The sequence below is a fragment of the Pelomonas aquatica genome (assembly GCF_026712205.1).
GTDB classification, from domain to species: domain Bacteria; phylum Pseudomonadota; class Gammaproteobacteria; order Burkholderiales; family Burkholderiaceae_C; genus Pelomonas; species Pelomonas aquatica.
Map to the genome: position 1 here is coordinate 172,484 of NZ_JAPPUW010000009.1, position 13,295 is coordinate 185,778.

Annotated in this window: 13 protein-coding genes; 5 read left to right on the forward strand and 8 right to left on the reverse strand. The window is 71.3% G+C overall.

The window, feature by feature from the left end; all coding sequences use genetic code 11:
* Positions 1–2,379, reverse strand: coding sequence for a glucosidase family protein (locus tag NYP07_RS11870; RefSeq protein ID WP_268150644.1), 2,379 nt, complete (start codon positions 2,377–2,379; stop codon positions 1–3).
* 198 nt (positions 2,380–2,577) lie between these two features.
* On the opposite strand from NYP07_RS11870, the gene NYP07_RS11875 reads away from it, so the two are divergent.
* Complete coding sequence (locus tag NYP07_RS11875) at positions 2,578–3,264, forward strand: hypothetical protein (RefSeq protein WP_268150646.1); 687 nt, start codon at positions 2,578–2,580, stop codon at positions 3,262–3,264.
* On the opposite strand, the gene NYP07_RS11880 is transcribed toward NYP07_RS11875, so the two are convergent.
* Both NYP07_RS11880 and NYP07_RS11885 read right to left on the reverse strand, forming a co-directional pair.
* The gene (locus tag NYP07_RS11880) at positions 3,261–3,866 is read right to left on the reverse strand and encodes a cold shock and DUF1294 domain-containing protein (protein WP_268150648.1); all 606 of its coding nucleotides are present in this window, start codon (positions 3,864–3,866) and stop codon (positions 3,261–3,263) included. The two genes, NYP07_RS11875 and NYP07_RS11880, sit on opposite strands and share 4 nt — an antisense overlap.
* Positions 3,863–4,738 carry a LysR family transcriptional regulator gene (locus NYP07_RS11885; RefSeq protein ID WP_268150650.1) on the reverse strand — a complete coding sequence of 292 codons (876 nt, stop codon included), beginning with the start codon at positions 4,736–4,738 and terminating at the stop codon, positions 3,863–3,865. The genes NYP07_RS11880 and NYP07_RS11885 overlap by 4 nt, the downstream gene beginning before the upstream one ends.
* Positions 4,739–4,837: 99 nt before the next feature.
* Between NYP07_RS11885 and NYP07_RS11890 the strand changes: the two genes are divergently transcribed.
* The gene (locus NYP07_RS11890; protein WP_268150652.1) at positions 4,838–5,476 is read left to right on the forward strand and encodes an NAD(P)-dependent oxidoreductase; all 639 of its coding nucleotides are present in this window, start codon (positions 4,838–4,840) and stop codon (positions 5,474–5,476) included.
* Here the strand turns inward: NYP07_RS11890 and NYP07_RS11895 are convergent.
* The 5 genes from NYP07_RS11895 to orn form a co-directional block, all read right to left on the reverse strand.
* Positions 5,470–5,958: a GNAT family N-acetyltransferase gene (locus NYP07_RS11895; RefSeq protein ID WP_268150654.1), complete on the reverse strand. Its 489-nt coding sequence runs from the start codon at positions 5,956–5,958 to the stop codon at positions 5,470–5,472. The genes NYP07_RS11890 and NYP07_RS11895 overlap by 7 nt on opposite strands.
* Before the next feature lie 30 nt (positions 5,959–5,988).
* Positions 5,989–7,638, reverse strand: coding sequence for a DEAD/DEAH box helicase (locus tag NYP07_RS11900; protein ID WP_268150656.1), 1,650 nt, complete (start codon positions 7,636–7,638; stop codon positions 5,989–5,991).
* Between the two features lie 301 nt (positions 7,639–7,939).
* Complete coding sequence (locus NYP07_RS11905; protein ID WP_268150658.1) at positions 7,940–9,745, reverse strand: bifunctional anthranilate synthase component I family protein/class IV aminotransferase; 1,806 nt, start codon at positions 9,743–9,745, stop codon at positions 7,940–7,942.
* Positions 9,746–9,793: 48 nt separating this feature from the next.
* Complete coding sequence (locus tag NYP07_RS11910; protein ID WP_268150660.1) at positions 9,794–10,177, reverse strand: hypothetical protein; 384 nt, start codon at positions 10,175–10,177, stop codon at positions 9,794–9,796.
* Positions 10,178–10,179: 2 nt separating this feature from the next.
* Entirely contained in the window at positions 10,180–10,740 is a 561-nt protein-coding gene (gene orn, locus NYP07_RS11915; protein ID WP_268150662.1) for an oligoribonuclease, read from the reverse strand.
* A gap of 51 nt (positions 10,741–10,791) precedes the next feature.
* Between orn and NYP07_RS11920 the strand changes: the two genes are divergently transcribed.
* From NYP07_RS11920 to rsgA, 3 genes are read left to right on the forward strand one after another with little or no spacing between them, the layout of a single operon-like run.
* Positions 10,792–12,063, forward strand: a complete 1,272-nt coding sequence (locus NYP07_RS11920) for a M48 family metallopeptidase (protein WP_268150664.1) — start codon at positions 10,792–10,794, stop codon at positions 12,061–12,063.
* On the forward strand, positions 12,060–12,392 hold the full coding sequence (locus tag NYP07_RS11925) for a 4a-hydroxytetrahydrobiopterin dehydratase (RefSeq protein ID WP_268150666.1): 333 nt from the start codon (positions 12,060–12,062) through the stop codon (positions 12,390–12,392). The genes NYP07_RS11920 and NYP07_RS11925 overlap by 4 nt, the downstream gene beginning before the upstream one ends.
* Positions 12,350–13,294 (forward strand): ribosome small subunit-dependent GTPase A, encoded by a 945-nt coding sequence (rsgA, locus tag NYP07_RS11930; RefSeq protein ID WP_378989935.1) that lies wholly within the window; start codon positions 12,350–12,352, stop codon positions 13,292–13,294. The genes NYP07_RS11925 and rsgA overlap by 43 nt, the downstream gene beginning before the upstream one ends.
* The last annotated feature ends 1 nt before the right edge of the window (position 13,295 follow it).

Here is a 13,295-nt window from a genome sequence, read left to right on the forward strand (position 1 = left end):
TCAGTCGCCGGGCAGCGTGAGCACCTGCAGCAGTTCGATGCGTGCGGCATTCAACGCGCCGCCGCTGCCGCCGGGGCCGCCATAGCTGGCGTTGGACTGCAGATAGCTCATGTTGAAGAAGTCGAGCAGCTCGGCGCGGTAGCGCCCCGCCGGCAGCGCGACCCTGAGCATCGTCGACAGCCGCGTCGGATGCCCGCCGTCGCGCGGTTCGACATGCGGCATCTGGACGACGCCCCGCGCCACCTCCTGCCCCTGGGTGTCGAGCACGCGCAGGATCTTGACCGCATTGGTCACGCCGGTCTGGGTCTCGTGGGCATGGTTGTCGTAGAGCAGTTCGAGGCCGACGGGTCCATCAGCCTCGCGGACGAACCAGTCGCCCGGCGCAAGCCGCTGCAGCGCGCCGGCCTCCAGGCGCACCGGCTCGCTGAGATGGGAGCGGTGGCCGGACCCGGCGCCGACGGCCTCGACCGCGTAGACATGGACCACGCCCGGCTGGGCGGAGCGGTCGGTCCAGCGGGTCTGCCGCAGGTCGGCGGCGAGCAGGCGGCCGTCGCGATAGATGTTGAACCGCAGCGCCTCGCGGCTCGTCGGCGCCTCGAAGCGCAGGGCCACGCCGCCGTCGGCCTCGGCCGCGATCGAGAGCTGGCGCGGTGCATCCGGCGCGAACACGCGTGCCTCGTTGCGATCCAGCGGGTCGACGCTGGCAACCTGCGTGATGCGCACGTCGCCGGGCTCGGCCGCCGCGAAGCCGACCTCGATGCGATTGAGCCCGGGCAACAGTTGCTGCGCGCCGATCACGCCGCTCACGACGCGCCCGTTCAGCAGGACCTGCCGGACCGGGTAATGCGCCGGGCCGGCGCCGGCCGCGGGCAGCGGCGGCAGGGCCAGCACGATCTCCACGCGGTGGCCGCGCCAGCGCAGGCCGGACAGGCGAGCCTGCTCGCCGTCGCCCAGCGCGCGCCGCGAGGCCGTGGTCAGGAAGGGCGCGATGCGCAGCCCGTCGCCGCCCACCTGCCAGCCGAAGACGCTCTCGGCGACGGCGCTCAGATAGGCGCCCACCGACCACAGCTGCCGCCGCGAATTGATGACCGGCCCGTCGTCGAAGCGCGGCCGGGCGGTCAGCCATTCGAGGTTCTCCATGTTCGACAGGTTCAGCGCCGCGGCGCGGAACAGCGAGTCGAAGGCATGCCCGGCGACGGCGCTGTTGCCGACGTGCGCGGCGGCGCGCAGCGCATAGGCGCTGACGAAGGGCCAGATCGCACGGTTGTGATAGACCGGCACGCCCGGCTGCTGCGGCGCGATCACCGGCGCACCGAAGGGTGCATGCGGGTAGCGGGCCAGCGCCTGCGCGGCCCGCTGCGGCGGCGCCACGCCGCTGAGCACCGCCAGCGCCGTGCCGAGCAGATCGAATTTGTGCAGCGCGATCGGCCGGGCGTCGTCGCTGGTCAGGCTGGCGTACTGCCGCTCGTCCTCGAGCCAGAACACGCGGTCGATCGCCGCCTGCAGCTGGTCGGCCCAGCCGGCATAACGCGCCGCCGTGGCGGCATCGCCCTCGGCCGCGAACAACTGGGCCAGCAGGCGCAGCGCCTGGTAGTGCGACACATTGGTCGACAGCGCACGCGAGCCGGCCATGCGCGCCAGCTGGTCGGTGATCCAGGGCGCATAGCTCTGCACGCGCCAGTCGAGGAAGGACTGCTCGCCGCCGTACAGGCCCGAGGCGGCGTCGAAGGCGGCGAGCCGGTCGGCTTCGACGGTGCCCTGCAGGGACGCCCGGGCCTGCGCGGCAAAGGCCTTGCGCTCTGGCCCGTCGAGGTTGTCCAGCACGCTACGCGCGGCCCAGGCCCAGCTCACCCGGTCCGTGCTGACCGGCCAGCTGCCGCCCGAACCCGTGTCCTGCACGATCTGGGTGCTGCCGGCCGGCAGGCCCGGCACGGTGGCCAGGCCGGCGCGCCAGCCGCTGGTCTTGAACAGCAGCGAGGTCGCGCTGCGCTGCGGGTCGAACCAGGCCAGGCCCAGGTCCGTGGCGTAGGCGAGGTCGCGCGTCCAGACGTAATGCCAGAACTCGCCGGTCTGGAAGCAGCGGCAGGCGATGGGCCGGCCGCCGTTGTAGGCCGCGTCGCGGATCTCGTCGACGCTGTTCAGCCGCGCGTCGTCGACGGCCATCGCGAACAGCGCGTCGAACAGCGCACTGGGCGAATGGACCTGGGGCGCGTCGCCCCGCTCGTCCACGACCCGCTGCTGCGCCGCGCCATCGCGCTGGGCCTGGGTCGAGTGCAGCGTGAACCGGCGCTCGCCATCGGGCCGCAGCATCGTGTCGACCGACACGGTCTCGTCGGGGCTTTTCGGTTCTGTCGGGTAGGCGGGGAATGTCTGCTTCATGGGGGCACCGGGTGCCGCGAGAACGGCCAAGGGCATCAACAGCGCAACGACGGCCCGGCGGGCGATGGCAGCGGCCTTGGGCACGGAGGGTCTGCGAGGGGGCATCAAGGTGGCGCATTCTCAAAGGCCGCCCGTTACATCGCAACTTCAAGCGGCGCCGGCCATCGCCGACACTGGCGCCCCACAACCGGACCACCCATGAGCCCTGCCCCCGCCCCAACGCCGATCATGGCCCTGATCCAGGCGCTGGCCGCCAGCCACCGCGGCGGCAGGCTGCTGAGCGCCGCGGACGGGGTGCACGCCGTGCGCGACGAGGCCGATGCCTATGCCGTGCAGGACGGCGTCGCCGCCGCGCTGGGCTGGCCGCCGAACCGATGGAAGTCGGGCGTTGCCGGCCCGCAGGGGCCGTTCAGCCATTCGTCGGTGGCCCCGGTCGCCGGCACGGCCCTGCTGGGCGTGGAGGCCGAGGTGGCGCTGCGCGTCGACGCCAATGGCCGGCCCGAGGCCATGTGCATCCCCGTCGAGTTGGTGGCCTCGCGCTGGGCCGAAGGCCTGGACGCCCCCGCGCTGCTGCGCATGGCCGACTTCCAATCCAATGCCGGCCTGCTGCTGGGCCCCTGGCAGCCTTTCCAGACGCTGGACTGGGCGCATCTGGAATGGCGCCTCGCGCTGCCCGGCCAGCCCGACGTGGTGCGCCGCGGCGGGCATTCGCTGGCCGATCCGGCCGGCGTGCTGCCGGCCTGGTTCAGGCATGCGACGCGCAATGGCCACCAAATCGCGCCCGGCACCGTCGTGACGACGGGCGCCTGGGGCGGGCTGCATGTGATCAGCGGCCCCGCGCACGGCAGGCTGAGCATCGAGGGCCTTGGCGAGTTCGTTTTCTAGAACGGCCGCCGCACCGCCCACTCGCGCAGCGGCGTGAACAGCAGCGCAAAGCCCAGCACATTCAGCACCACGGTCAGCCAGAAGAGGCGGCGAAAAGCCGGCTTGGCGCTCTTGTGGCGCAGCAGCTCCTGGGCGAGCAGCGCGCCCGGCCAGCCGCAGAGCAGGGCCAGGCCGTGCAGCGTGTTCTCGGCCACGCGCCAGCCGCCGAGCCGCGCGGCCCGCTTGTCCAGCGCGTAGACGATGAAGGTCGCCATGCTCATGGCCGAGTAGACGCCCCAGACCGGATTCGGCACGCCCCACAGCAGATGGCAGGCCAGCACGAAAGCCGCGAAGCCCGGCACCAGCAACAGCACGCGGCCGTGGTCGCGCGCCTTCGGCATCGGGGACATGGGCCTGGGCTCCAGGCTGCGCACGTGCTGGGCGCGGCGCTTGCCCTGGGCGTCGCGGCCCTCGCGGTAGCCGAGCCGCTCGCCGACGAAGGGCCGCTGGGGCCGCGGGCCGAAGGCCTGGATGTGGACGAAGAGCCTGGGCGTGCCGTCGTCGGGCGTGATGAAGCCATAGCCCTTGGCGTCGTCCCATTGCGTGAGCCGGCCCCGCGTCATCGCGCCTCCGCCAGATGCGCCTTCAGCGCGGCGATGGCATGGCGCACCTTGGCCGGCTGGGCGTCCCGCTGCGGCGTCAGCGCCCAGACGGGCAGCTCGGGCAGGACCAGCTCGGTGTCCACGCGCAGCAGGCGGCCGGCGGCGACGGCCTCGGCCACGTCCTCGTCGCCCAGCGGCGCCAGGCCGAGGCCGGCCTCGCAGAGCTGCTGCAGCGTCAGCTGGTTGTTGCTGGTGTAGCGCGGCGTGACGCTCAGGTCCGAGCCCGGCAGGCGGCGCGCGGTGTCGGTGCCGTCCTGCAGCATCAGCCAGTCGGCCTGGCGCAGCGCGTCCGGCGTGGCCGGCACGCCGCGCTGCGCGAGATAGGCCGGCGCGGCATAGAGGCCGGTGTGCAGGCTGCCGATGCGCTGGGCCACCCAGCTGCTGTCCGGCAGGCGACCGAAGCGGATGGCGAGGTCGATGCGGTGGGCGACGAGGTCGGTGAAGCCGTCCTCCACCTGCAGATGCAGGCGCAGCCTCGGATGCGCCGCCAGCAGCGGCGCCAGCGCCGGCCCCGCCTGGCGGCCGAAGCCGACCGTCATCGCGATGCGCAGCTCGCCCTCCGGCGCGTCGCGCAGCTGCGCGAGCTGGGCCTGGGCGGCCTCGGCGGCGGCCACCATGGCCGCGCAGCCGGCGTGGAAGCGCTCGCCGGCCGGCGTCAGGCTGAGCTTGCGCGTGGAGCGGTGCAGCAGCGTGACGCCCATGTCCTTCTCCAGCGCCCTCACCTGCTGGCTGACGGCCGAGGTGCTGGTGCGCAGCTGCCGGGCCGCCGCGGCAAAGCTGCCGTGGCGCACCACGGCGGCAAGCACCGCCATGCGTTTGAGCTGGTCGAGCATGAAGTTTTTCTAAACAGTGTTCGCGTTCGAACGCGTCTTATCAATCCATTGTGAAGCACAAACAATCAGGACATCGAAACCCTGATGATGGAGAGCCCCATGAACATCGCCCTGATCGGCGCCACCGGCTTTGTCGGCAAGGCCCTGCTGGAAGAACTGCTGAGCCGCGGCCACCAGGTGCGCGCGCTGCAGCGCGACGCCACCAAGCTGGCCGCCCGCCCCGGCCTGGAGGTGCGCTCGGTGGACGTGCTGGCCACGCCCAAGCTCGCGGCTGAGCTGCAGGGCGTGGACGCCGTCGTCAGCGCCTTCAACGCCGGCTGGGGCAACCCCAATCTGCACGACGACTTCCTGCGTGGCAGCGACGCGATCGCCGCCGCCACACGCGATGCCGGCGTGCGCCTGCTGGTCGTGGGCGGCGCGGGCAGCCTGTTCATCGGCGGCCAGCAACTCGTCGACTCGCCGCAGTTCCCGGCCGAATGGAAGCAGGGCGCGCTGGCCGCCCGCGAGGCGCTGAACCGCCTGCGCGCCGACCAGAGCACGCTGGACTGGACCTTCGTGTCGCCCGCCATGCATCTGGAGCCCGGCGAGCGCAGCGGCAAGTTCCGCCTCGGCGGCGAGGCGCCGGTGTTCGACGCCCAGGGCGAGAGCCGCATCACGGTGACCGACCTGGCCGCCGCCATCGTCAACGAGATCGAGTCGCCGCAGCACCGCCGCGGCCGCTTCACCGCGGGCTACTGATCGCAGGTCAGGAACCGGGCCTGGTCACCAAAGCTAGCGAGCTTGGCGACCAGGCTTTCCGACATCACGGCGGGCTCGGCAAAGCCCTGACGCTGCCAGCAGGGCACCGAGCCCTGCACGGCCACGAGGCCCATGCGCGCCAGGCCCAGCGCCCGCGCGCGTTCGCGCAGCCGCTCCAGCAGGCGCGCGGCCAGGCCCAGCGAGCGGGCCTCGGGCGCCACGGCCATGTCGTGCAGATAGAGCAGCGTCGGCTTCGGCGGGCGCTCGCAGCGCGGCGCATCCAGCGCCGGCAGCGTCGCCTCGCAGACCGGCAGGCTGACGGCATAGGCCAGCGGCGCGCCGTCCCGGCGAACCATCCAGCAGCAATCCAGCCCCTCGGTCACGGCCAGCTTGACCGCGAAGGCTTCGCGACGCTCCAAAAAGTCGACGCCGTAGCAGCGCTGTTGCAGCGCCAGTACGGCGTCGAGATCGGCAGGAGTCATCGCGTGCAGATGCACGCGATTCATCACCAATCAGCGGCCGAAGCCGCCCTTGCGCGGGCCGCCGGGGCCGCGGCGCTCGCTGCCAAAGGACGGGCGGTCACCACCGCCACCGAAGCTGGGCTTGGCGCCGAACGCCGGCTTGCCACCGCCGTGGAACGGGCGGTCGCCACGCGGCTGGAAGCCACGGTCGTCACGGGGCTGGAACTCGCCGCGCGGCTGGAAGCCGTCACGGTTCTGGAAGCCACGGTCTTCACGCGGTTGGAAGCCACGGTTGTCGCCACGCGGCTGGAAGCCCTGACCTTCGCCACGCGGGGCGAAACCACGGTCTTCACGGGGCTGGAAGCCGCGGTCGCCACCGTGACCGAAGGGCTTGCCACCGCCGTGATGCGGACGGCCGCCGTTGTCGTCGCGGCGGAAGCTCTTGTTGCCGAAGCCGGGGCGGCCACCGAAGTTGCCACGCGGGCCGCGGTCGTCAAAGCTGCCGGCGGGGCGCGGCGGGAAGATGCGCGGTTCCTGCGTCTTGGGCTCCAGGCCGGCGACGTGGCCCACGGGAATGGTCTGCGTCGTGAACTGCTGGATGCGGCGGATCATGCCGACGTCCTCGCGCAGGCCCAGCGTGATCGCGAGGCCCGAGCGGCCGGCACGGCCCGTGCGGCCGATGCGGTGCACATAGTCCTCGGCCTTCATCGGCAGGCCGTAGTTGATGACGTGGCTGATCGTCGGCACGTCGATGCCGCGGGCGGCGACGTCGGTGGCCACCAGCACCTTCAGGTCACCGCGGCGCAGGCCCATCAGCACGCGGTTGCGCTTGCCTTGCGGCATGGCGCCGTGCAGCGGGGCGACGGCATGGCCGATCTCGGCCAGGCGCTCGGCCAGCCAGTCGGCGTCGCGCTGCGTGCTGGTGAAGACGACGGCCTGCTCCAGCTCGGGCGTGGCCAGGATGGCTTCCAGCAGCTGGTCCTTGTGGTGGGGGTTGTCGGCCCAGTGCAGGCGCTGCTCGATGTTCTCGTGCGTGTCGGTGTGCGAAGCCACCTCGATGCGCTGCGGGTCCTTCAGCAACTGCTGCGCCAGGCGGCCGACGTGGCCGGCAAACGTGGCGCTGAACATCACGGTCTGCTTGGTGTCGGGCGTGTGGCTGGTGACGACGTTGATGTCGTCGATGAAGCCCATGTCCAGCATGCGGTCGGCTTCGTCCAGCACCAGCATCTCGACATTGCTCAGCACGCACTTGCCGCTGGCCAGGTGGTCCAGCAGGCGGCCGGGCGTGGCGATCAGGATGTCCAGCGGGCCGGTCAGCTGGCGGATCTGCAGCGGGTAGGGCATGCCGCCCAGCACGGTCGCGACCTTCAGGCCGGGGATGTGACGGCCATAGGTCTGCGCGGCCTTGGCAACCTGCATCGCCAGCTCACGCGTGGGGGCCAGCACCAGCACGCGCGGGCCGTAGATGACGCCCTTTTCGCGGCGCTTGGTGTTGTCGCCGCGGGCGGCCAGGATCTTTTCCAGCGCCGGCAGGATGAAGGCGGCGGTCTTGCCCGAGCCGGTGCGCGAAGAGACCATCAGGTCCTTGTTCGCAATGGCCGCGGGAATGGCTTGGGCCTGCACGTCGGTGGCGTTCTCGTAGCCGGCGTCCTTGACGGCTTGCAGCACGGCGGGGCTCAGGCCCAGGGTCTCGAAACTCATCGTTCGTTCTTTCGTTCAGGGTCACGCCGCGCAGGCAAACGCGCAGCGCCGAGGGGCGTCAAAAGCCCTTCGGAATCATCAAAAGTCGCTGGGAGATAGATCAGCTCGCGTCGTGCGGCTCGGGCAAATACATCAGCCCGGGTGCGGCGCGGGGGAACAGTCAGTCAAAGCGACGGCTTCATCGCCGCCGACCGATCCGTGTTCGGAGTCCGATTTCGAATGATCGAACGAGGTCAGAGGAGACGTGTAACTCCTGGGGTTGAACCCAGGCGAAGCTGCGATTGTAGACCGATTAGGGTTTTCACGCAAGGGCCAGCGTCGCTGGCAGCCAGCCGCGCAGGCTGTTGAAGAAGGCCAGCGCCGAAGCCCGGGCCAGATCGTCGCGCGTCAGGCGGGCTTCGTGGATGCGGCCCTGGGCCAGCAGCTCGGCGCGCAGCACGCCGGGCAGCAAGCCGGCGGCAAGCGGCGGCGTCAGCCAGCGGCCGTCGATCTGCACGGCGAGGTTGCCGAAGCTGCACTCGGTCAGCTCGCCGGCCTCGTTCCACAGCATCACGTCGAAGGCGCCGGCGGGCTTGTCGAAGCCGGCATAGGCCTCGCGGCGCGTCGTCTTGTGAGCCAGGAACTCGGCGCCCGGGCCGCGCGTCGCGATGGGCTTGTCGGCCAGCGCGAGCCGCACCGGCACGGGCGTCGGCGTGAAGGCCGCCAGCGTGTGCGACAGGCGGCCGTCGGCATCGCAGCTCAGTCGCAGGCGCCAGCTGCCGTCGGGCTGCCCGGCCGCGACGGCGCCCAGACAGGCCCGCGCCTCGGCCGCCGAGAAGCGCAGACCGAAGTGCCGCGCCGTGCGCTGCATGCGCGCGAGGTGGGCCTCGGCGCGGACGGCCACGCCGGCCTCCAGCCGCAGCGTCTCCAGCGCCTCGACGGGCGCCTCGGCGCGCGCCAGGAAGCGCGACTTGGCCCGCCACTCGGCGATCTCGGCCGCCGGCTCGCTGTCCAGCGTGATCGCGCTGCCCAGGCCGCAGACCAGCCCGCCGTCGCGGAATTCGACGGTGCGGATGGGCACGTTGAAGGTCGCCACGCCGCCGGGCTGGATCAGGCCCAGCGCGCCGCAATACCAGCCGCGCGCCGTGGCTTCCAGCTCGCGGATGATCTGCATCGCCCGCACCTTGGGCGCGCCGGTGACCGAGCCGCAGGGGAAGAGCGCCGCGAAGGCGTCGGCCAGTGTCAGCCCGGCGCGGCTGACGGCCGTGACCGTGGACGTCATCTGCCAGACCGTCGGCAGCGCGTGCAGCTCGAAGAGACGTGGCACGCGCACCGTGCCCAGTTGCGCGACGCGGCTCAGGTCGTTGCGCAGCAGGTCCACGATCATCAAATTCTCGGCGCGCTCCTTCTCGCTGGTGCGCAGATGCTGCTGCGCCGCCTCGTCGTCGACGCGGTCGCGCCCGCGCGGTGCCGTGCCCTTCATCGGCTGGGCGGCCAGCAGCCAGCTCGCCTTGGCGCCCGGCACGGGGCGCCAGTCGAAGAACAGCTCGGGCGACACGCTGGCCGCGCCCGCCTCGCGCAGGAACAGGCTGAAGCCGCCCGGCTGGCTGGCATGCAGCGCCAGGAAGAGCTGTTCGGCATCCAGCTCAGCCGTGGCCGCGTGCAGCCGCGTGGTCAGGTTGACCTGGTAGCAGTCGCCGGCACGGATGTAGTCGCGGATGCGCTCGATGGCGGCGCTCGCATCGGGCTCGGTATCGTGCCAGCCGAGCAGGCCGGTGTAGGCGCGCGGCAGCTCGGGCCAGGGTTCCGGTGCCCTCTCGTAGACGGCGAACTCGGCCAGCGGCGCCGTGGCCACGCGCGTGGCCAGCACGGCGTCGAAGGCCGATGCCGCCTCGTAGCGCAGGCCGCCCAGCACCCAGGCGCCGGCGCGGGCGGCGGCCTCGGCCTGGTCGATGACGGCCCGCACCTCGTCCAAGCGCGTCGCCCGCAGCCAGCGTGCGGGCGGCGCGGACCAGCAGCCGCGCACGCGTTCGCCGTCCTCGCGGGCCAGCGGGTGGCGGGGGAAGTCGAAGGCGGCGTGCAGCACGCGGCCGGTCAGCGGTGCACGGCCGCCCGAAACCGCTGACACGCCCCCTCGGGGGGCAGCGAACGCAGTGAGCGTGGGGGCCTCATGACTTCAGAACGGGGTCAGCGCGGACAGCGGCTCGCAGGCCTTGTCGTCGCCCACGTCGGGCCGGAAGCACAACGCATAGGCCTGGCCGGTGAGCCGGCGGTCGACCGTGCTGCCGACGGGCACGCCGATCCACTCGACATGCAGTTCGGTGTCGGGCGCGTCGGCCCGCGGTGCGTCGGCGACGCGCACGCCGCAGCGACCGGTCATGGACTTGACGCAGCGCAGGCTGAGCTGGTGGTCGCGCAGCGTGTAGGCCAGCTCCCAGTCGCGCCGCTGGTCGGTGCTGCGTACGAGCTTCTGGATCAGCCGCGGCGCACTGGCCGCAGGTTCGGCCGCGCGGGTCGAGCCGGCCAAAGCCAGCAGCGCAACAACGAGGACGGCACGCATCGTCATGCCAGGTTCAGGAAGTTGCCGCGGTAGTGGATCAGCTCGTCGATGGACTCGTGGATGTCCGCCAGCGCCGTGTGGGCCTGGGCCTTCTTGAAGCCTTCCAGCGCGGCCGGCTTCCAGCGCTTGGCCAGTTCCTTCAGCGTGGACACGTCGAGGTTGCGGTAGTGGAAGAAGTCTTCCAGCTCGGGCATGTAGTTGGCGAGGAAGCGGCGGTCCTGGCAGATGCTGTTGCCGCACATCGGGCTCTTGCCCTTGGGCACGTAAGCTTTCAGGAAGGCGATGGTCTGGGCGGCGGCCTCGGCCTCCGAGATGGTGGAAACCTTCACGCGGTCGATCAGGCCGCTCTTGCCGTGGGTGCCCTTGTTCCAGGCGTCCATGCCGTCCAGCGTCGCATCGCTCTGGTGCACGGCGAAGACGGGGCCTTCGACGCGCTTTTCAAGGTTGGCATCAGTGACGACGACGGCGATCTCGATGATGCGGTCCTTGTCGGGATACAGACCGGTCATCTCGAGGTCGATCCAGATCAGGTTGCTGTCGCTGATGGCGAGGGTGTCGGACATGGTGGGCTCAATCAGAAAGGCCGCCGATTCTCGCAGCCTAAAATTTGACCCATGTCCCCCATGCTGTTGTCCCTCGCGTTCGCCGTCGCGCTCGCGGCCTCGACCCTCGTCAAGTTCTGGCTGTCTTCGCGGCAGATCCGCCATGTCGCCGCCCACCGGGGCCAGGTGCCGGCGGCCTTTGCCGACAGCGTGACGCTCGCGGCCCACCAGAAGGCCGCCGACTACACCATCGCCCGCAGCCGCTTCGGCCTGCTGGCCCTGGCCTTCAACGCGGCCGTGCTGCTGGGCTGGACGCTGCTGGGCGGCCTGAACGCGCTGAACGGCTGGTTGCTGGACGCCAGCCAGGCGCTGCCTGCCGGTTGGCAGGCCATGGGCTACCAGTTCGGCCTGGTCGCCGCCTTCATGCTGGCCAGCTCGCTGTTGGACCTGCCCTGGGAGCTGTGGTCCACCTTCCGCATCGAGCAGGCCTTCGGCTTCAACCGCACGACGCTGCGCCTGTATTTCGCCGACATGGCCAAGGGCCTGCTCGTGGGCGTGCTGCTCGGCCTGCCCATCGTCGCGCTGATCCTGTGGCTGATGGGCGCCGCCGGCCCGCGCTGGTGGCTGTGGGCCTGGGGCGCTTGGATGGGCTTCCAACTGCTCGTCATGGTGCTCTACCCCAGCCTCATCGCGCCGCTGTTCAACAAGTTCGAGCCGCTGACCGACCTGGCGCTGAAGGAGCGCGTCGAGCGGCTGATGGCGCGCTGCGGCTTCGCGGCCAAGGGCCTGTTCGTCATGGACGGCAGCCGCCGCTCGGCGCACGGCAATGCCTACTTCAGCGGCTTCGGGCCGGCCAAGCGCGTGGTGTTCTTCGACACGCTGCTGGCCAAGCTCGACGGCGCCGAGGTCGAGGCCGTGCTGGCCCACGAGCTGGGCCATTTCAAGCACCGCCACATCACCAAGCGCATCGCGCTGGGCTTCGCGCTCAGCCTGGCCGGCTTCGCGCTGCTGGGCTGGCTGGCCCGGCAGCCGGCCTTCTACCTGGGCCTGGGCGTGCAGCCCTCGCTGGGCGCGCCGAACGACGCGCTGGCCCTGCTGCTCTTCCTGCTGGCCGGCCCGGTATTCGGCTTCTTCGTGACGCCGCTGGCCAGCCACTTCTCGCGCCGCGACGAATTCCAGGCCGACGCCTATGCCCGCGCCCAGGCCAGCGGCCACTACCTGTCCTCGGCGCTGCTGAAGCTGCACGAGGACAACGCCGGCACGCTGACGCCCGACCCGGTCTACGCCCGCTTCTACTACTCGCACCCGCCGGCCGCTGAGAGGCTTGCCGCACTCGCCTCATGAACGAACTGCTCCTCGCCCAATGCGACCCCAAGGCCCCCTTGATGGACGCCGACACGCGCGCCCGCGTGCTGGCCGCCCTGCCCGGCTGGCTGGCTGACGCCGAGAACAAGGTCATCGGCCGCCGCTTCGGCTTCGACAACTTCTACCAGACCATGGCCTTCGTCGACGCGGTCGCCGAGATCGCGCATGCCCAGGACCACCACCCCGAGATGCTCGTCGGCTACAACGCCTGCACGATCAGCTGGACGACGCATTCGCGCGGCGGGCTGACGCTGAACGACGCGATCTGCGCGGCCCAGGTGAGCGCGCTGCCGGAAGCCACGGCTTGAGCCGCTTCAACGCGCTCGACCTGGGGCTCGTCGTGCGCGGCCATGGCCGCCACTACATCGTCGAGGACTCGGACGGCCGGCGCTTCGTCTGCCATCCGCGCGGCAAGAAGAGCGACGCCGTCGTCGGCGACCAGGTGCGCTTCGCCGAGGCCAGCGCCGACGAGGGCGTCATCGAGGCCGTCGAGCCGCGACGCAATCTGCTGTTCCGCCAGGACGAGTGGAAGACCAAGAGCTTCGCGGCCAACCTGGACCAGCTGCTGGTGCTGGTCGCCGTCGAGCCCGTGTTCAGCGAGAGCCAGCTCTGCCGCGCGCTGATCGCCGCCGAGTCGGCCGGCATCCGCGCGGCCATCGCGCTGAACAAGACCGACCTGCCCGGCACCGACGCGGCCCGCGAGCGCCTGGCGCCCTACCGCGCAATGGGCTTGAAGATGTTCGAGGTGGCGCTGAAGGCCGACCGCGAGGGCTCGCGGGCGACGCTGGGCCCGTGGCTGGCCGAGCAGCGGACCTTCGTCCTCGGCCCCAGCGGCACCGGCAAGAGCACGCTGATCAACCTGCTCGTGCAGGACGCCCAGGCCCAGGTCGGCGAGATCTCGCAGGCGCTGAACTCGGGCCGCCACACGACGACGACGACGCAGTGGTACTGGACCGACGACGGCCGCACGACGGCGCTGATCGACTCGCCCGGCTTCCAGGAATTCGGCCTGCGCCAGATCGACGCCGCCGAGCTGTGGCGCTGGATGCCCGACCTGCGCGAGCATGCCGACTGCCGCTTCCACAACTGCTGCCACATCCACGAGCCCGGCTGCGGCGTGCGCGCGGCCGTGGAGGCCGGGCGGATCAGCGCCAGCCGCTACCGCATCTACGGCGAGATCCTCGAAGAACTGCAACGCAAGACCTGGTGAG

Excerpts from the sequence above, each read along its gene's own strand:
- NYP07_RS11870 (WP_268150644.1), bottom strand. The coding sequence starts at position 2,379 with ATGAAGCAGACATTCCCCGCCTACCCGACAGAACCGAAAAGCCCCGAC.
- NYP07_RS11875 (WP_268150646.1), top strand. The coding sequence starts at position 2,578 with ATGAGCCCTGCCCCCGCCCCAACGCCGATCATGGCCCTGATCCAGGCG.
- NYP07_RS11880 (WP_268150648.1), bottom strand. The coding sequence starts at position 3,866 with ATGACGCGGGGCCGGCTCACGCAATGGGACGACGCCAAGGGCTATGGC.
- NYP07_RS11885 (WP_268150650.1), bottom strand. The coding sequence starts at position 4,738 with ATGCTCGACCAGCTCAAACGCATGGCGGTGCTTGCCGCCGTGGTGCGC.
- NYP07_RS11890 (WP_268150652.1), top strand. The coding sequence starts at position 4,838 with ATGAACATCGCCCTGATCGGCGCCACCGGCTTTGTCGGCAAGGCCCTG.
- NYP07_RS11895 (WP_268150654.1), bottom strand. The coding sequence starts at position 5,958 with ATGACTCCTGCCGATCTCGACGCCGTACTGGCGCTGCAACAGCGCTGC.
- NYP07_RS11900 (WP_268150656.1), bottom strand. The coding sequence starts at position 7,638 with ATGAGTTTCGAGACCCTGGGCCTGAGCCCCGCCGTGCTGCAAGCCGTC.
- NYP07_RS11910 (WP_268150660.1), bottom strand. The coding sequence starts at position 10,177 with ATGCGTGCCGTCCTCGTTGTTGCGCTGCTGGCTTTGGCCGGCTCGACC.
- orn (WP_268150662.1), bottom strand. The coding sequence starts at position 10,740 with ATGTCCGACACCCTCGCCATCAGCGACAGCAACCTGATCTGGATCGAC.
- NYP07_RS11920 (WP_268150664.1), top strand. The coding sequence starts at position 10,792 with ATGTCCCCCATGCTGTTGTCCCTCGCGTTCGCCGTCGCGCTCGCGGCC.
- NYP07_RS11925 (WP_268150666.1), top strand. The coding sequence starts at position 12,060 with ATGAACGAACTGCTCCTCGCCCAATGCGACCCCAAGGCCCCCTTGATG.